The sequence below is a fragment of the Streptomyces sp. RLA012 genome, assembly GCF_056270325.1.
In genome coordinates this window covers 1-16,373 of sequence record NZ_JBWDPA010000008.1, presented here as the reverse complement: position 1 = coordinate 16,373, position 16,373 = coordinate 1, and the positions used below count along the sequence as shown (strand labels likewise).

The window sequence follows — 16,373 nt, the reverse complement described above, 5'->3', positions numbered from 1 at the left end:
TGAAAAGCGCGCTGCTGACGTCCGATCCCCCCCCGACGAACGAGGACCCCCCGCCCCTGGGAGGGTCCTCGTTCTTCGTGCGACACGCGCCCCGGCCACGATGCGCCGGCACCGACGCGGAGCGACCTCACCGGCCCCGGCCACACCGCGGCAGCAAGAAGCTCCCCGCCCGCCCCCACGGTGCGCCAGGTCGCCTCACGCTCCCGCATCCGTGACGGCGGGGGTACGGCGCCCCGCCCCCGTCCTCGCCCGCCAGACGGCCGCTCAGCGGCTTGACCCCCCCTCCCTTCCCGCCTGCCGTCTTTCCCCGCCCCGCGGCGCCGCAGCCGCGCACGGTCAGGCCACGGAGGATTACGGATCTGGGGCGCCTCCCCTCTACCAACTGTGTGCACTCTGCGCTAAGTTGGCACGCATGCCAGAGACGACCATCACGGCGACGAAGCTCCGTCGCGACCTGGGGGCGGTGCTGGATGCCGTGCTCGCAGGGCGGACGGTGCACGTCATACGGAACGGCCGGCCGCTGTGCACGATCACGCCACCTACTAAGAACGAGGGCTCTGATGACCTCCACCCCGATCACGATCGTGGGCAATCTGACCGATGACCCGGAGATGCGGTTCACGCCCTCCGGTGCCGCGGTCGTGAAGTTCTCCGTGGCCAACAACCGCACGCGCTTCAACCGGGAGACGAACACCTGGGAAGAGGTGGGGACGGACTTCCACCGGGTCTCGGCCTGGAATGGCTTGGCGCAGAACATCGCGGAGACCCTCCAGAAGGGCATGCGCGTCGTCGTCATGGGCGAGCTGGAGCAGCGCCACTGGGTCGACGAGAAGACGAAGGAGAACCGCTCCGCGTGGGAGCTGACCGCGCGAGCGGTCGGGCCGGACCTCACGTTCGCCACGGCGACGGTGGCGAAGAAGACCAGCGGGAAGAACGGCACGGCCCCCGACGACCCGTGGAACACCGCGTCCAAGGGGCGGCCGATGGCGGCCGCCGGCGCCCCGGCCGGACGGCCCGCCGGGCAGTGGCCCACCGGGCAGCAGGCCGGGTACTCCGACGAGCCCCCCTTCTAAGCCGTGGACGAAGACATGGTGGAGAAGATCGAGCAGGTCATCGACTCGTACCTCGAAGACCTGGGCGGCGAACTCGACCAGCTCGACTCACAGGTACTCGCGGAGAACATCGCGCTGCACCTGGAGAGGGGCCAGAAGTGAAGCCGTGGGAGAAGGTCGCCGCGGCGGCCGGAGTCGCAGGGCTGCTGTGGGTGTTCTGGTACGACCACCTCGCATGCCCGCTGTGCAAGGCAGAGGCCAACCGGAAGGCGGGGGCTCGGATGTTCGAGCGTCACGCGGAGCACCACAAGCAGGGGGAGCAGTCATGAGTGAGCAGCGGAAGTCGATCACACACCCGACGTGGTGCGACCGGGAGGCCTGCACGGCGCCCGAGTTCCGGATGACGAACGAGGAGTACCAGCAGACGCGGACGCATGACGCGCCGCGCCACAAGTCGCGCGTCCTGGTCATGGACCAGCACCGGCAGGATGCCGGTTTGTTCGTCTTCCTGGAGCAGCTCTGCGCGCCGTGGGACTGCTCGACGTTCCTCCGCTTCCAGGTGGGTAAGGGCGCGTTCGCGGAGACGTTCTCGACGGAGGTCGGAGACGCCGGCCCCGCGATGGGGTTCGCGGTCTTCGAGCTCCTGGCCGAGGAGATCGCGAGCCAGACGCGGCAGTACCCCTCGCTGTATGAGGAGCGGTTCGGGTGGGTCGCGGACCACCAGTACGGCGACGCGGACCAGGTCGCGGGTGTCGACCCGGACATGTTCCCGGAGTTCCCGGCTGAGGACGTCTGGCAGGATGCGCCGGCCCCCGACCCGGCGGCCTTGAAACCACAAGATGTAGAGGCCCCGGCACAAGATGTAGTGGTGTCGGAAGCGTTGAAGGATGCGCCGGCCCCCGACCCGGCGACGCGGGTCCTCGGAGGACCGTTGGTCCCCTGGGACGCGCCCTGCGACTGCGGGGCGGTCGAGGACCCGGACGGCGAGACGATGTGCACCTGCACCGCGCAGCGTGCGGCGGCGGCGGCCGAGGACGACCAGGAGGCGGCCGAACTCGCGGAGCAGGACGACGAGACCCGGGCGGACGGGCCCGCGGTGCAGCTCCACGTCAACGACGCCGTGGTGGTGCGAGGGACGATCCTGGAGGTACGGGCGGCCGTCGCGGAGCGGGTCACGGAGTGGCTGGCCACGGACCCCGACAACCTCGCGGCTGACGCGGGGATGCTGAACCGCTCGTTCAACGACGGCACCGTGTACGACGCGGTGACGGAGTGGGGCGAGTGGTCGACGCTCTTCGGAGCCACGGCCAGGACCCCGGTCCGTATCCGGGTGACTCGGGAGGCGTAGGGCATGCCCATGGACCGGTATCGCATCACGCTGACACGGGACGGACAGAAGTTCGGGATCCTCGACCGGGTGAAGTACGACTACTGCGGGCTGCCGGACGAGGACGGGAAGATCCTCCCCCTGGAGTGGGCCACTCGGCACTCTGCCGAATCGTGGCTGCAGAAGTGTTACCGGATCTGGCAGACCTGGGAGGGCACGGCGGACGGCCCGCCGCCGGAGGGATGGCGGCCGCGGCCGCCCGAGCCGTCGCCCTTCGACCGAGGATTCCAGTTCTACGAGTGACCGCGCCCCAAGACGATGCCCCCGCCGGCACTTCCGGCGGGGGTTTTCGCATGTCCACCGCCAGTAACTCCCGTCCTTCGATATCGCATTGGCCCCATGGTGTGATATCAAAGATCCATGCCAGCAAGTAAGGGTCTGACCAAGGGTCTCCCGCTCCGGATGACCGACGAGGGTCTCCCGACCGACGAGGAGCGGGACCTCGTCGACCAGCTGCAGGCCTCCTACGCGGCCGCCGGGGTGACCGCGAGCCTCAACGATGTGCTGCGTCACCTCATCCGCAGGACTGAAATACCGTTGCCCAAGACCACGGCCGAAGGGCACGCGATGATCAACGCGCACTGGGCGACGTGCCGGGACTGTGAGGCCCACCGGCCCCCGCGGTGCCTCGACGGTCTGTACCTGCGCGAGTTGAACCGCGACCGATCCAGCTCCGGAGGTTCTGGCGCGCTGTAGTGTCTCAGGCGGAATAGGGCCTTCACACTCAGTGACCACAGATGAGCAAAAAAGCGAGGACCCGGTGCGCTAACACCGGGCCCTCGAAGTAAGACCGCCGCCACCTACCAAAGTTACGGGGTCCCGCAATTGCCAAGAGTAACGGCAGCCGACGGGTACGCAAGACCGGCTGAGCCAAGCTCTGCGCGAAACCGGCGTGATTTGACGCGCTCACGCTCCGTCGTCACCACCCCCCGGGGGACGGTTGCGCCCCCCTCCCCCGCCCCCGCGGAGCGGCGCCTTGGTACTTCCGCGAAAACTACGGTCCCCCAGGTCAGAGGCGGTGTGTTCAGCGGCGAGGGACTGCAGACCACCGGCCGTGAGGGACGCGACGACGCACACCGCCTCCGGGACGGTCTGCAGGACCGGGTCTCACAGCTCCCACGGTTCATCGACTGCGGACGGAAGGCCATCGCGGGGGGTGTCACGCTCAAGACCGGCCCCGGCGCGGCTGGATGGGAAGGGGTTGCGACCTGCGGCAGCGTCCACGTGTGCCCGGCGTGCATGCCCTCAGTCCGCCGGGCACGGGCCGGGGAGCTCAGCAACGCCGGTAGCGCGTGGGAATCCGTCGACCTGGAGCACGGCCAGGCGCGCGGCCTGGTCCTCGTCACGCTGACCATGCGGCACTTCCCCCGGCAGTCCCTCGGGCTCCTGACCCAGCGGCAGAGGGAGGCCTGGAAACTCGCATTTGGCCAGAACGCGCTACGCACCACGAAGCAGATCAAGAAGGGGCTCGGGGTCGTCGGCCACGTCCGGGCATGGGAGACCACCCACGGCGCCAACGGCTGGCACGCGCACTACCACGTGGCCGTTTTCCTGGAGGAACGCCCGGATCCGCGGCGCGTACGGGTGCTGCAGCGGCTCATCTACCGGGCGTGGGCGGACGCGTTGGAGCGGGTCGGCGCGTACCGGCCGAACGAGGCGCACGGGGTCCGTGTCGACGCGCCCGGGGTCGGTGAGGCGGGGCAGATCGCCCGGTATCTGATGAAGGGCCAGGATGGGAAGTGGTCCGCAGCTCAGGAGATGGTCCTGGCCAACGACAAGACCGGCCGCAAGGGCCACCGGATGCCGCTGCAGATCGCCCGGGGGGCCGTCGACGGCGACGAGCGCGACATCGAGCTCTGGCGGGAGTACGAGGAGGCTGCGACCGGGATCCGGGCCCTGTACTGGAGTAACGGTCTGCGGAAGCGGCTCGCCGAGCTCGTCGAACTCGACGACCGAACAGACGCCGAGGTGGCCACGGATGCCGAGGTCAAGGACAAGAAGCCGCTTGCGCACTTCCCCGTACGCACCTGGTACGGCCACATCGTGAAGACGCCCGGCCGTCGCCTGCAGCTGGTGCACGCCGCGGAGAAGTGGGCACTGTCCGGCGTCCGCACGCTCGTTGAGAGCTGGGGCCTGCTCTGGGGTGTCGACGTCACCGAGCCGGAGAACCTGCCCGCCGGCGCCGCGCCGACTGCGGCCGAGGTGCTCGTGCGCCTGGAGCGCGCCGAGCTCCAGGCGCGCGCCGACGTCTGGCGCCGGGAGTTCGTCCGCCAGGACCGCGAGGAGCGCGCGGGACAGGTCGTCTACCAACCGAACGCGTGGGAGGCCCGCGCTGAGGCGCAGGCCGAGGAGGACCGGGAGCGTCAGAGGGCCCTCTCGACCGCTGAGAGGCGCACGGAGGTCTACCGGGACGCTCTGCGCGCGGCGAAGGCCACACGGCCCGCCGAGGAGCTCCAAAGCGCCATGCAGCGATTCCGCGACGCTGCCTGATCAGTCGCGAGGCTTCGGCACTGCCCACAGCATCCCGAGCGGGGCAGCGACCACCGGCGGCCCAGTTTCGACAACTGACGTAACCGGGATCGGCCGTGTTTCGACAACTGACGAATCGGGGTCGGGCTGGGCCCCGGCCGCGTCCAGCGCGGCCCTGACGGCCCGGTCCGTGCTCCGTGCCCGGTAGGCCAACTCACGGCAGGTGCGGCCGCAGTACAGGCGCCGGCGCCCCGTGGCCGGTTGCTCGATCTTCTCGCCGCACCTGTCACAGGCGACCGGTCCCCGACTGACCACTTTTTTTCCTCCAGGGCGATACGTGGGGGTAGTTCACCGGGCCTCTATACGCATGGGTAAGGCCCGATTCCCAGAGGGTATCGGGCCCGATATCCGTGCGTAATGGTGCGTCGACCTGCGGGTTTCTAGCCTGCCCTCAGCTCCGGGTCGGAGTTGCTCAGAATGCGGATGATGTGGGGCTGCTTCCGGTTGATGTCCCGTGCGGCCCGATGTCCGGCGTAACCGTGGTCGATCGCTTCCACGACGAGAGCGTTCCTGGCCATGAGCGAGTTTTTCCAGAGCAGGTAGCAGTCGTCCACGTACTTCCCCGCTTCCTGGAGTCGCGCGCCGTACCCGTCGATCTTTACAGGCGTTCCCATAGGGGCCTCCCCGATACGTTCCGGTATTGGTAGGTGACGAGCGAATATTACGCCCGTGACGCCACCAGGAACACGCAAAAAAGGTGGCCAAGTTCGCGTGCGTGGTACGTGCACGAACGGCCACGTGACAGAAACGGCCAGCGAGCCCGGTCGGGTTACCTGGCACGGCACCTGCGCGACGGACGGATGTGACCTCTCCGTGTATGCGCGACGGGTCCCCAAGGATGTCCGCCCCCCTGAAGTCCCTGACGCTCAGACGCCGTCCGAGGACGACGACGAGAGCACCGTGAGAGAGGTCAGCTTCAATGTCCCCCAGCCCCGGAACCAAAAGCGTGGAGAGCCCAAGCTCCCCGACGCCCCCGCCGACAGCGAGCCCGCTGTTCATGCCACCCCCGTCGTCGACGAGCCCGGAACAGCCGCCCCCGTCGTCGACGAGCGAGCCGACCCCGAGCCAGCCCCTACGGCCGTACGGGGAAGTGAACTGGTCGACCGACGAGCCGGAAAGCCAGTACGGGCCCGAGCCCATCGAGTCTGGAGACACCCCCTCGATTCCTAAGGGGGTCAAGCTCTCAAAGGCCGGACTGCGTACGGGCATCGGGACCGGTTTCCGGCAGGTGTGCAAGTTGGTCGCGGCCTACCTTGCGGACGAGGAGGAGCGGGAGTTCGGTGTGTGGACGCCGGATCGCGACGACGTCGAGGACATCGCGGTGCCGGCCGCGAACATCGTGTACCGGCGACTGCCCGACGAGGCCCGCGGCGGCGACCTCATAGACATCGTCGCCCTCGGCCTGGCGCTCGCCGGGTACGTCGGGAAGAACCTCAAGCACAAGCAGAGGATCCGCGCGGTGCGGCAGTTGCAGGAAGCGCAGGGGATCACCGTGGAGGCGGGGGCGACTCCATGAGCGAGGGGACGTGGCCGTACCCGGTCATCGACCCGACGGAGAACCAGATCCTGTGCTTCTTCGGCCGGAAGGGCACGGGCAAGTCCGCGGCTGCGCGCGAGCACTTCCGGCACTGGCCGGACACCGACCGGCTCATCATCGACGTGAACGGGGACGCGGACCCGGGCGACGATATCGACGTGGTGCCGCTGAGCGGTCCTCTCGTGCAGCTCCCCCCGCGCCGCGATGCGCGGGTACCCGAAACGTTCCGGTGGATCGCCGACCCGAAGGCCGACTCGTTCCACGAGGACATCGACAAGGCCATCGGGGCCGCGCTCTTCCCGCGGGAACGCAAGGTGCTGATCTGGATCGACGAGGCGGGCGAGGCCTTCCCCGCGAACCGGACCGGCCCGAACGCGCGGCTGTTCCTGCACCAGTCCCGGCACTTTCACGTGTCCGGTCTGCTGTGCGGGCCCCGGCCCAAGGGGCTGGATCCGCTCGCCTACGCGCAGGCCGACCGCGTCGTCATGTTCGACGTGCCATCGCCTCTCGACCGGCAGCGGCTCGGGGAAACGATCGGCATTCCTGCGGCCAAGCTCTCGACGGTCATGGACGACACCAAGCGCAAGGGCCCGCACTGGTCGACCATGTACAACGCCGAGGAGCACCGGCTCTACCGCGTCCCCCCGTTCGAACTCACCTGAGAGAGACCAGTGAACGCTCGACACACACTCCGCGCGGCCCAACGGCGGTGGAGCCGGTACAACGGTCGTCAGATCCGGAGCGCGAACCGTCTCTTCCGGGACACCTGGCAGTCCCGGCCGGTGTTCTCATGAGCGCCGAACCGGGGTACTGGCACCCCTCGAAGCTCAAGGAGCGGTGGTCCTGGTACCGGGGCCCGTGGCGGGAGCGGGACGCGTGCGGCGCCTGGTGCTCACGGCAGGCGATCGAGTCGGGGGAGTCCGAGACGACGTGCCGCAACGGCGGCTCGTACATGGGCCCGCACAGTGCCGCGATGCGCGAGACCCGGTCGCAGGTGATGGACGAGTGGCGCACGGCCCAGCACGCCGCGTTTCTCGCGGCGGAGGACGCGACGCGCGGCAACATGGTCAAGCGCGGGGCGCCGGCGGGCGTCACCCCGTCGTCGTTCTTCCCCGCGGTCCCCGGGCACCGGCCGCCGTTCCGGTGGGCGAGCGAGGATCTCGAACGGCACTGGGCGGACGGAGGGGCGAGACCGATCCCCTGGCGAGACTTCGTCCGCGACTACGCGGCCGAGTGGAAACACCCTCTCGGCTAACTCCGTAAGCACGGGCCCCCTAAGGCGAGCGGGGGAGCATTCGCCGGAATCAGCCGGTGCCAGCGTGAACGCGCAAGTCTCGCCACTAGGAATTAGCCCCACGGAACAATTCCGTGGGGCTTTTTCGTGCATGGGGCTATCACTCAAAGTCGGGCGCATGTCTTCCAACACCTCTTTCAGGGAGTAACCCATGCGCCTAAACGGTCTGGTCGTCACTGCCCTTGTCGCGCTGGGCGTCGTCATCGCCTTCGACAAGGTCAAGGGCGGCGGCATGCGACGGGGCGCCTGATGAAGCGCGGCCGCCCTCTCGCTTTCTGGCTTGCGGTCGGCGGCACTTCCATCGTGTCCCTCGTTCTCTTCAATCTCGCGGCTGACCGGCTGCCCGTTCCGGGTCTGCAGGAGTTTCGCGACTACGCAGTAAGGCGGAACGGCTAAATGGCGCAGCAGGTAGGAACGAACGGGCCCGTTCGGTACATGCAGGGGATTGCAGTTCCCAGCGAATCGGTGCGGCCCACGGAATTCTTTGCCCGTACCCGGCGGCACATCGGTCTGGAGAAGTCGGCCACCTGGGGCGGTTTCGGCGGCCAGGACGTCGTCGAGCTCAAGAAGAGCGACATCCTCGGCGGTCTGACCATCCGCTTCACCGGCTCCCTGGTCGTGACGGTGCCGTCCGGCACCGCGGCGACGACCGCGCGCTGGCCGTACGACCTGATCCGGCAGGTGCGCTTCACGGCCAATGGGGCTTCAAACCTCATAAATGTGAGCGGCCTCAAACTCAAGGTGCGGGAGTTCCAGGTCCGCCAGGACCTCGACGACCGTGGGGTGCCGCAGACCATAGGCGGCGCGACCAAGACCCAGGGCACGTTGTCCAAGTCCTCGGAGTCCTGGGGCGTCGGCTCCAACTCGACCATCACCGCCGGCACCTACGCGGTCGACCTCGAATGGTTCGTGCCCGTCGCAGAGGACCAGGTCGACCTTTCCGGCGCCATCTTCTGCGCCACCAGCTCGACCGACCTGACCCTGACCATCGACTGGGAGCAGGCGTCGAACATCTTCGCCCTCACCGGCGGCGCCACGGCGGTCATCAACACCGGCAAGGTCGAGGTCCACTCGACCAAGTACGCGATCCCGATCGGCTCGGACGGGCAGATCGTGATCCCCGACCTGTCCCTGTTCCACTCGCTCATCCAGTCGCGTCACACCTCGATCTCCAACGCCGAGAACGAAGTCCGGCTCGTCGGCCAGGGCGCGGGCAAGTCCCTGCTCCGGGTGACCTACCAGCTGTGGAACGGGGCGGTCCCTCAGACCCCGGTCGCGATGAACGCGACCAACTTCGCGAAGCAGGCTTGGCGCTACGCGGGCAACGAGACCCCGGACGAGTACTCGGACGGGCAGGTGATGCGCATCTTCAACGAGCGCTTCTACAACTCGGACATCGGCTCACAGTGGGGCTTCGGTTGCCACGAGTTCGCGGCGGAGAACGCATTCCGCGACGCGGTCGACATGGGCACCACGTCGGAGCTCCGGCTCGTCGTCGGCGTTCAGTCCGCTCTGACCCTCACGAACCCCGGCCTGGAGTACGTGCAGGAAACCATCTTCCAGGCCGGAGCGGGGGCCTGAACCATGGCTCACGAGGGACACCTTGCGTGGGCCGTGCCCAACGCAGCGAGCAAGTACGGCGGTGCTCTCGCGGGGGCGCCCGTGGCCACGCGCGACAACGTCGCCGCGACCGCGTCCGCCGGCCCTTCGCTGTCGGTCAAGTCACCGCCGTGGAGCCCGGACAACCCGCTGTTCTGGTTCGGCGTCATCGCGGCCGCGTCGGTGGGCCTCATGGGTTACTCGACCACCGTCCGCGTCGGCCCGGCCAAGGCCGGTGTCGAGATCGGCAAGACCTGATGACGACCCCACCTCCAGTCGGTACGGCGCCGGGACAGAAGGGCGGCGCACCAACGAGCGCGCCCTCTCCCGGCGCCAGGCCCTGGAAGAGCGGCACGAAGAAGAGCGCGCCCTCCAAGGGCAAGAAGGGCGGCGGGCTCGGGAGCTTCCCGCGGCCGACGCTGCGGCCGCCGCGGACTCCGGTCGGCGGCAAGGACTGGGCGGGGTTCGCGCTCGGCCTGGTCCTGCACGCGCTCATCGTCTCGTACATCCGCTACGGGAAGGCCGGCCCCAAGGGCTGGCTCTCGGCGAAGTTCCTGAACAAGCCGATCCAAGGTGAGGACCTGGAGAGCCAGAACCGCAAGGACGAGAACAACGGCGTGGACCCCGCGCCGTCCGGCCGCGGGCCGAACGGTGAGCTCCCGGCCGAAGGCCACCTGACCCCCAACACCCCCATCATCTGAGAGGCGAGCCATGAAACCGGGAGGCCTTTTTCTGGTCGTCGTCGGCGTCTGGGTCATCGTGCAGGTCGTCGCGGGTGACGCGCTCGGACGTCTGGACCTCGTATGAGCGTCCGGGGGATTTTCGGCGGCGTGCTGGCCCTGACGTTCATCCAGGCGGTGCTTTCCAGCACGCAGAGCGCGGAGCGCACGGCCGGTATCTGGTCCGCGGTGACGAGCGGGTTCGCGCATTTCATGTCGCCCACGGTCGCGGCCATCCCGGACATCCGGGACCGCAAGAAGTGGGACACGGTCGCGCCCGGGGAGCCTCCGCGAGTGCCGTATGACCCCTCGTCGACTGAGGGCTCCACCTCGTCGACCATGCCCGCCTCCTGGACCACGAAGCCCGCAGCTCCGCGGGCCATTTGAGGAGCTCCAATGCGCGTTTACGCAAAGTACTTCGCAGGCCTCATCGGCTTGTACCTGGTCGTCTACAACGGATCCAAGTCCGGCATCGTGATGAAGGAAGGCGCCGCGGGCGTCTCGAAGATCGCCAAGACGCTGCAGGGGCGGTGACCGTGTTCGCCAACGAGCGGAAGGCGGTCGTCACAGAGTTCGGAGCCGACCCCCGGGACGGGATCTTCCAGAGCCTCATGGGGCGGCTGTGGAACATCGTGCAGTCCAAGTACACGGCCCCGTACCTGCCTGCCGACGACGACCCCAACGGCATGTCCTTCACGGGCCTGCACACGCCGGTGCAGGCGTTCATGGGGGCCGACTTCCTGGCGGCCAACCCGGTGCAGTACAACAACGGCGCTTATCCCACGATCGACACCGGCCTGATCGAGGGCCCGATGGGCGATCCTGCCCGCCGGATCTTCGCTGACCGGCTGCGGCGCCGCGGGGGTCTCCAGTGACGACACCCGCGGAGCCCGCAGCGGGCGGAAAGCCGGGCGGGAAACTCGCGGCGGCCGTGGGGGGGAAGAGAAATCTCCTCATCGCGGCGGCCGCCGGCACTGCCCTGGTCGCGTTCGTCATGGCCAAGTCTGGCGGCGGTGCGGCCGGCGGCGGGTCCGATCAGCAGATGACCGGCTATGACTCGACGTCGTACGACCAGTACAACGCCGTCCAGTCGCAGCTTGAGGACATCCAGAAGCAGATCGACGAGGGCAAGGTGACCCCCGGGACGCCGACGCCTCCGGCGACGACCCCGTCGGCTCCGAAGCCCCCGGTCAAAACGCTGCCGTGGCCCGCGACCAAGCCCACACCGGTGCCGTCCAAGACCGCGACGCCGAAGGCCACCTACGTCACGATCAAGAAGGGGGACACCCTCTCGGCGATCGCCAAGCGGTCGGGCATCTCGATGACCACGCTCAAGAAGCTCAACCCCAAGTTCTGGACGGACAAGAAGTACAAGAGCGGAAACATGATCTGGTCCGGCGGGAAGGTCCGGACGAAGTGACCACCCTGGGGGAACAGCTCGTCGCGAAGGCCAAGACGGCGGTGGGCAAGCCGTATGGCTGGGGCGCCATGGGCCCGAACGCTTTCGACTGTTCGGGGTTGGTGAACTGGGCGGCGAAGGCCTTCGGCGTCAAGGGACTGCCGCGCACGTCGCAGGCCATGCGGAACGTGGGCACGGCCGTGCCGCTGTCGAGCATCGCGATCGGGGACCTGGTCACCTTCACGTACGCCGACCGGCGCGGGGACAACCCGGGTCCGGGCAACCACGTCGCGCTGTACGCGGGCGGGGGGCAGGTCGTGCAGGCGTCCGGCTCGAAGGTAAATGTGGCCGCGTTGGACACGAAGCACGTCGACCGCGTGATCCGGCTCCCCCAGGTGGCCAAGGGCGGCGTCGTCCAAGTCGGCATCGACGACTCGGCGGCCGCGGTGTCGGGCAGCGTGACCCGGGTGGTCACCGCGCAGCAGGCCGGTTACGCAGCCGCCGCGCGCACGGGCCCGTACGGGGCGCCGGTGAACCCCTTCAAGATGCCGGGGTTCATCGCGTCCGGGTCGGCGGCGGCCGCGGAGTCGCCCGGTGGCGTGACGCAGGCCGGTTTCGGCGACGGCGGAGGGATCTTCGGCGGGGACGTCGTCCCGTGGGACGGCGTCTCGACCGTGGTCCTCTCGGCGGTGTTCGTTCTCGGCGGCGTGGTCCTGGTCGTCGTCGGCGCGGCGGTCTCCCTCAAGAAGGGAGAGGCGGCGTGAGCATCACGCTCGACCAGCTGCTCTACGGCGTCCGCATGGTGGAGACGTCCGGCCGCAAGGACGGATACACCACGGTCAACAGCATCGGGGCGACCGGCGCCTACCAGGTGATGCCCGACAACATCGGGCCGTGGACGAAGGAAGCGCTCGGCCACGCGATGACGCAAGCGCAGTTCCTCGCCAGTCCGGCCGCTCAGGACGCGGTCGCCCGGTACAAGCTCGGCCAGTCCATGGCGAAGTACGGGCCGGAGGGTGCGGCCGCGGTGTGGTTCTCCGGTGATCCGGACTGGCACTCCTCGAAGTCGGACGACCACGGCCAGGGCGGCAACACGGTCGCGCAGTACGTGGCGAAGGTCATGAAGTGGGCGACCGGGTCCAGTCCGAAGGCCGGCGCTTCGCAGGCTTCGGCGTCGGCGATGCCCTCGATCGGTCACGGCCTCTACACGGCGCAGCAGGCCGGTTACCAGGCGGACACCCGCACGAACCCGTTCGGGGCGCCGGTGAACCCCTACAAGCTCCCCGGGTGGATCGCCTCGCAGAACACGGCCAGCACGGACGCGACGACCGGGGTAGCGCAGGCCGGATTCGGGTCCGGCGGCGGGCTGTTCGGCGGCGACGTCATGCCGTGGGACGGCGTCTCGACCGTGATCCTCTCCACGCTTTTCATCCTCGGCGGGCTCGGCCTGGTCGTGGTCGGACTGACCAACACGGTGGCTCCGGCAGTCAAGGCTGCCGCGGAAACCGCAACATCCGTCGTCCCCGCCGGCCGTGCCGCCGGGGCCATGAAAGGGGCCATGTGATGGGCCGCATGCACGCAGGTATGGCGACCGTTCCGGCGCCCCAGGAGAAGGGCACGCACGAGATCGACTTCGTCCGGTGGCTGCAGCAGATGCAGACCGACCTTGCGGACACGCTCGGCGGCGTCATGCTCCGCGGCGCCCGGCCGGTGCAGATCGGCACGGCCGCCGGCGGAACCGCGCGGGTGTCGACGTCGCCCGGCCGTCTGGTCGGCTGGTCGGTGCGGATCCCCGCGCTCGGGGCGCTGCCGGGCGTGCTCAAGCTGCACGACGGCCAGGACGCGAGCGGGGACGTGATCGCAGTCATCAACCTGCCCGCGGGCGGCTCCAACACCACATGGCTGGCCCCGGGCGGAGTCTCCTTCCAGTACGGGCTGTTCGCGGAGATCGTCACCGGTGGCGTAGAGCCCGCCATCGAGGGCGCCGTGTACCTGGGTGCCGCGGAGTGAGCGCGACCGCGGTGAACTGGCTCGTGGCCGGAGCGTCCGCACTGACCGCCCTCGGCATCCTCTGGGCGGCACTGCGGCGGACCGTCCGCGCGATCGTCGACGGCGTGCGCGTCGTGCGCCAGCTCCTGGAGCTGCAGCCGCGCGTCGTCGAGCTCGGTGAGCGCCTGGTGGTGCTCGTCGAGCAGCAGTCCGGGCACGGTGCCCGGCTCGACCGACTGGAGTCGGCCGTCTTCCCCACCTCCCGAAAGGACCCGTTCCATGTCTCGTGACCTCTCCCTCAACGTCCTCGCGCTCCTGGCGCTCGTCGGCGACTTCGTCCTGGTGCTCACGGGCCACGACGTCCCGCCGCTCCTGGAGACCATCTCCACCGTGACCATCGGCGCGGCCGCCGGCGCGACCCTCCCGCGCGCGAAGGGCGCGTGATGGGCCTGCTCCGCGGCAAGCCCTGCATGTCGCGCAACACCGCGCTGCTCGTGGGGTACGGCGGAATCCTCGTCGGGGCCTGGTCGCTGTGGGAGGCCTACGAGAAGCGCGGTGTGCGCCGGCCTTTCCTGACCAAGTTCCTCCCGGGGGCCTGATGCTGCTGCCCACCCAGCTCGGCCCGGCGTCGACCTGGTCCGTCTCGGACTTCGGCTCGAAGTGGGTCAAGAGCAAGCCCGCGGCCGCCGGGACGGCCACGGCCGAGGTCATCACGGTGCCCCAGGATGAGCTGTGGCTCGTCGACTTCGTGCGCGTCTCGGCGGCTCCGATCCCCGCGGACACGGACGTGCGCGCGTACCTGTGCCAGAACACGGAGGACTGGGACGTCATGGGGACCTCGACGGGGCAGTACGACGTGGCCGACCAGAACTCCCCGATCCACGCCGAGGGCGGCACGCTGCTGCTCCTGGTCTGGAAGGACATGCCAAGCGGGGCGATCGGACGCGGCTACGTGCAGTGGACCGTCATGCGGCAGGGAGGCGGTTCCTGATGGCGTTCCGCAACCCGGTGCACAGTCTCCCGGCGGACCGGATCACGGGCCAGATCACGGGGCCGCAGATCAAGGCCGGAGCGATCACGGCCGCCCACCTCACCGCGGATGCGATCGACGGGAAGGTCATCACGGGCGCGACGGTGCGGACGTCGGCGACGTATCCGCGGGTGCAGCTCGACCCGGACGGGAACCTGTACTTCTACCCGGCCGCGGGGGTGGACCCGGCGCGGGTCCTGGTGGACGGCTCCAGCGGGGCCATGCAGATCATCGGCCCGAACGCGGGCGGCCTGGAGTACGGACTCACGCTCCAGAACGCGTTCGGCTCGACGTCGGCCACGATCGACACCGACGAGGTGAACATCGTGGGCAACGCCAGCATCGGCGGCCTGTTCAGTGCGGGCAACCTGGCGTGGGGCAGCGTGAATATCACCCCGGTGGCGAACGTCGACACGAGCCTGACGGTGTCCGGGGTGGGCCTGGTCAGTGTGGGGTCCTACCGGGTGTGGCTGAATGCGCTCTCGGGGGTCCCCTCCTCGGTCAAGGGGCTCACGGCCAACAACGCGTCCGCGGACGGCTTCACGCTCTGGATCAACCGGACTGTCAGCACCACCACCACGGTGTGGTGGCTCATGCTCGCGAAGTAGGAGAGATGGACGACGAGGAACCGATCCCGGTCCGGTGCACGGTGATCTGCCACACCGAAGGCTGTGAGCTCGGAGGACAGCCGCGGGTCATCAACCTGTTCCCGAACGAGGCGCCACCCGTCTGGCGTGCTCAGTGCTCGCCCTGCAACCAGATGATCACGGACATCGTCCCTCTGGGGTAAACCGATACGTTCCGGTATTACCGCCTCTTCGCACACACTTGCTCCGCCACCTACCAAGTGCGAAGAGGGACACCGTGACTGCTGCTCTGTGGATGCCGGAAGCGGAACACTACGACCTGGGGGACCACGCGGAAACGGACCCGCACTACCCCGCGAAGGCCATCGCGCACATCACCATGGATGCGGAGGCCACCGCGGCGCACCCCATCCCTCACGTCAGCTTCGAGCGGCTGGTGCAGTACTTCTCTCACGGTGGGGCGCAGATGGCGCCCCACATCGTGTGGGACCCCTGGACCGGCCAGCTCGCCCAGTTCTACCCGGCGAACTCCCGCTCGAAGTCGGTGGTCGACTCCGCCGGGGGGACGAGGACGAACCGGGCGGGCAAGGTGGTGCTGCAGATTGAGGCGGTGTTCTTCCCGTACACGGTTTTCGACGGGAAGGTCTACGCCCGGCTCTCGGACACCCCGTGCAAGGGGTGGCCGGCGCTGCGGTCCTTCGTCAAGAGCCACGGCGTCCCGGACGTCTGGCCGATGGGCCGTCCCACGAGCTTCACTCCGCACCGCAGCGAGCACACGTGGGAGACCGTGGGTGGTTGGTACGCACACGCACATGTGCCGGAGAACGACCACGTGGACCCCGGATCGTGGCCGGCCTTCCCGACCGTCAAGCCCGTACCCGGCCCGCCGAAGCCCCCGCTTCCGGTGCGTCCGAAGCATCCGTTCCCAACGGGCATACGCCCGGGGGCGGATGCTCCTTCGGCCCGTGGCCTGCAGCGCGCGCTCAAGCTCACGAAGTGGATGGACTCGTCCGTCACGGAGTCGGATTGGTACGGACCTCTGACGGAGAAGGGCGTTGCAGGGTTCAACAGCAAACACGGACTGAATTCCAGGGGGATGTCCTACGACCCTGCCATCGGGCCCCAGGGCTGGGAACTTCTGATGAACCTGGCGTATGGCGCGGCGTAATTTGCACTCGTATGATCGCGCTGAGTACGCACAGAATGCTCACAAGAAGTGCCCGTCAGTAGTTGCGCGAACAAGATCCGCCA

At 68.7% G+C, this 16,373-nt stretch carries 27 protein-coding genes; 26 read left to right on the top strand and 1 reads right to left on the bottom strand.

The features are described 5' to 3' along the window. The first annotated feature begins 560 nt into the window (after nucleotides 1-560). From ssb to RV986_RS54320, 7 genes are all read left to right on the top strand, one after another. On the top strand, nucleotides 561-1,073 hold the full coding sequence (ssb, locus tag RV986_RS54350; protein ID WP_475925077.1) for a single-stranded DNA-binding protein: 513 nt from the start codon (nucleotides 561-563) through the stop codon (nucleotides 1,071-1,073). A gap of 3 nt (nucleotides 1,074-1,076) precedes the next feature. Further along, nucleotides 1,077-1,214: a hypothetical protein gene (locus tag RV986_RS54345; RefSeq protein ID WP_475925076.1), complete on the top strand. Its 138-nt coding sequence runs from the start codon at nucleotides 1,077-1,079 to the stop codon at nucleotides 1,212-1,214. After that, nucleotides 1,211-1,381, top strand: a complete 171-nt coding sequence (locus RV986_RS54340) for a hypothetical protein (RefSeq protein WP_475925075.1) — start codon at nucleotides 1,211-1,213, stop codon at nucleotides 1,379-1,381. Before RV986_RS54345 ends, RV986_RS54340 begins: the two co-directional genes overlap by 4 nt. Next, nucleotides 1,378-2,400: a hypothetical protein gene (locus tag RV986_RS54335; RefSeq protein ID WP_475925074.1), complete on the top strand. Its 1,023-nt coding sequence runs from the start codon at nucleotides 1,378-1,380 to the stop codon at nucleotides 2,398-2,400. Before RV986_RS54340 ends, RV986_RS54335 begins: the two co-directional genes overlap by 4 nt. Before the next feature lie 3 nt (nucleotides 2,401-2,403). Beyond that, entirely contained in the window at nucleotides 2,404-2,682 is a 279-nt protein-coding gene (locus RV986_RS54330) for a hypothetical protein (protein ID WP_475925073.1), read from the top strand. 117 nt (nucleotides 2,683-2,799) lie between these two features. Next, on the top strand, nucleotides 2,800-3,135 hold the full coding sequence (locus tag RV986_RS54325) for a hypothetical protein (protein ID WP_475925072.1): 336 nt from the start codon (nucleotides 2,800-2,802) through the stop codon (nucleotides 3,133-3,135). A 324-nt stretch (nucleotides 3,136-3,459) separates the two neighbouring features. Beyond that, nucleotides 3,460-4,929, top strand: a complete 1,470-nt coding sequence (locus tag RV986_RS54320) for a protein rep (RefSeq protein ID WP_475925071.1) — start codon at nucleotides 3,460-3,462, stop codon at nucleotides 4,927-4,929. Nucleotides 4,930-5,348: 419 nt separating this feature from the next. Here the strand turns inward: RV986_RS54320 and RV986_RS54315 are convergent, their stop codons facing one another. After that, a complete protein-coding gene (locus tag RV986_RS54315) occupies nucleotides 5,349-5,582 on the bottom strand; it encodes a hypothetical protein (protein WP_475925070.1) in 234 nt (77 codons plus the stop codon). 476 nt (nucleotides 5,583-6,058) lie between these two features. On the opposite strand from RV986_RS54315, the gene RV986_RS54310 reads away from it, so the two are divergent. The 19 genes from RV986_RS54310 to RV986_RS54220 all read left to right on the top strand — a co-directional run bounded on the left by RV986_RS54310 (nucleotide 6,059) and on the right by RV986_RS54220 (nucleotide 16,290). Continuing rightward, nucleotides 6,059-6,484: a hypothetical protein gene (locus RV986_RS54310; protein ID WP_475925069.1), complete on the top strand. Its 426-nt coding sequence runs from the start codon at nucleotides 6,059-6,061 to the stop codon at nucleotides 6,482-6,484. After that, nucleotides 6,481-7,167 carry a hypothetical protein gene (locus tag RV986_RS54305; RefSeq protein ID WP_475925068.1) on the top strand — a complete coding sequence of 229 codons (687 nt, stop codon included), beginning with the start codon at nucleotides 6,481-6,483 and terminating at the stop codon, nucleotides 7,165-7,167. The genes RV986_RS54310 and RV986_RS54305 overlap by 4 nt, the downstream gene beginning before the upstream one ends. Nucleotides 7,168-7,295: 128 nt before the next feature. Further along, nucleotides 7,296-7,760 carry a hypothetical protein gene (locus RV986_RS54300; RefSeq protein ID WP_475925067.1) on the top strand — a complete coding sequence of 155 codons (465 nt, stop codon included), beginning with the start codon at nucleotides 7,296-7,298 and terminating at the stop codon, nucleotides 7,758-7,760. A 474-nt stretch (nucleotides 7,761-8,234) separates the two neighbouring features. After that, nucleotides 8,235-9,380: a hypothetical protein gene (locus RV986_RS54295; RefSeq protein WP_475925066.1), complete on the top strand. Its 1,146-nt coding sequence runs from the start codon at nucleotides 8,235-8,237 to the stop codon at nucleotides 9,378-9,380. Nucleotides 9,381-9,413: 33 nt separating this feature from the next. After that, a complete protein-coding gene (locus RV986_RS54290; protein WP_475925065.1) occupies nucleotides 9,414-9,656 on the top strand; it encodes a hypothetical protein in 243 nt (80 codons plus the stop codon). After that, entirely contained in the window at nucleotides 9,656-10,099 is a 444-nt protein-coding gene (locus RV986_RS54285) for a hypothetical protein (RefSeq protein WP_475925064.1), read from the top strand. The genes RV986_RS54290 and RV986_RS54285 overlap by 1 nt, the downstream gene beginning before the upstream one ends. Nucleotides 10,100-10,201: 102 nt before the next feature. Next, complete coding sequence (locus RV986_RS54280) at nucleotides 10,202-10,504, top strand: hypothetical protein (RefSeq protein WP_475925063.1); 303 nt, start codon at nucleotides 10,202-10,204, stop codon at nucleotides 10,502-10,504. Between the two features lie 9 nt (nucleotides 10,505-10,513). Continuing rightward, nucleotides 10,514-10,651, top strand: a complete 138-nt coding sequence (locus RV986_RS54275) for a hypothetical protein (protein WP_475925062.1) — start codon at nucleotides 10,514-10,516, stop codon at nucleotides 10,649-10,651. Nucleotides 10,652-10,653: 2 nt separating this feature from the next. Next, nucleotides 10,654-10,992 carry a hypothetical protein gene (locus RV986_RS54270; protein ID WP_475925061.1) on the top strand — a complete coding sequence of 113 codons (339 nt, stop codon included), beginning with the start codon at nucleotides 10,654-10,656 and terminating at the stop codon, nucleotides 10,990-10,992. Beyond that, complete coding sequence (locus RV986_RS54265) at nucleotides 10,989-11,537, top strand: LysM peptidoglycan-binding domain-containing protein (RefSeq protein WP_475925060.1); 549 nt, start codon at nucleotides 10,989-10,991, stop codon at nucleotides 11,535-11,537. The genes RV986_RS54270 and RV986_RS54265 overlap by 4 nt, the downstream gene beginning before the upstream one ends. After that, nucleotides 11,534-12,280 (top strand): C40 family peptidase, encoded by a 747-nt coding sequence (locus tag RV986_RS54260; protein WP_475925059.1) that lies wholly within the window; start codon nucleotides 11,534-11,536, stop codon nucleotides 12,278-12,280. Before RV986_RS54265 ends, RV986_RS54260 begins: the two co-directional genes overlap by 4 nt. Further along, nucleotides 12,277-13,080 (top strand): hypothetical protein, encoded by an 804-nt coding sequence (locus RV986_RS54255; RefSeq protein ID WP_475925058.1) that lies wholly within the window; start codon nucleotides 12,277-12,279, stop codon nucleotides 13,078-13,080. The genes RV986_RS54260 and RV986_RS54255 overlap by 4 nt, the downstream gene beginning before the upstream one ends. Nucleotides 13,081-13,088: 8 nt before the next feature. Continuing rightward, on the top strand, nucleotides 13,089-13,526 hold the full coding sequence (locus RV986_RS54250; protein WP_475925057.1) for a hypothetical protein: 438 nt from the start codon (nucleotides 13,089-13,091) through the stop codon (nucleotides 13,524-13,526). Beyond that, on the top strand, nucleotides 13,523-13,795 hold the full coding sequence (locus RV986_RS54245) for a hypothetical protein (RefSeq protein ID WP_475925056.1): 273 nt from the start codon (nucleotides 13,523-13,525) through the stop codon (nucleotides 13,793-13,795). Before RV986_RS54250 ends, RV986_RS54245 begins: the two co-directional genes overlap by 4 nt. Beyond that, nucleotides 13,785-13,949 carry a hypothetical protein gene (locus RV986_RS54240; RefSeq protein ID WP_475925055.1) on the top strand — a complete coding sequence of 55 codons (165 nt, stop codon included), beginning with the start codon at nucleotides 13,785-13,787 and terminating at the stop codon, nucleotides 13,947-13,949. Before RV986_RS54245 ends, RV986_RS54240 begins: the two co-directional genes overlap by 11 nt. Continuing rightward, on the top strand, nucleotides 13,949-14,104 hold the full coding sequence (locus RV986_RS54235) for a hypothetical protein (protein ID WP_475925054.1): 156 nt from the start codon (nucleotides 13,949-13,951) through the stop codon (nucleotides 14,102-14,104). The genes RV986_RS54240 and RV986_RS54235 overlap by 1 nt, the downstream gene beginning before the upstream one ends. Then, nucleotides 14,104-14,496 (top strand): hypothetical protein, encoded by a 393-nt coding sequence (locus RV986_RS54230; RefSeq protein ID WP_475925053.1) that lies wholly within the window; start codon nucleotides 14,104-14,106, stop codon nucleotides 14,494-14,496. Before RV986_RS54235 ends, RV986_RS54230 begins: the two co-directional genes overlap by 1 nt. Next, nucleotides 14,496-15,143 (top strand): hypothetical protein, encoded by a 648-nt coding sequence (locus RV986_RS54225; RefSeq protein WP_475925052.1) that lies wholly within the window; start codon nucleotides 14,496-14,498, stop codon nucleotides 15,141-15,143. Before RV986_RS54230 ends, RV986_RS54225 begins: the two co-directional genes overlap by 1 nt. A gap of 274 nt (nucleotides 15,144-15,417) precedes the next feature. After that, nucleotides 15,418-16,290, top strand: coding sequence for a peptidoglycan-binding domain-containing protein (locus RV986_RS54220; protein ID WP_475925051.1), 873 nt, complete (start codon nucleotides 15,418-15,420; stop codon nucleotides 16,288-16,290). Nucleotides 16,291-16,373 lie beyond the last annotated feature (83 nt).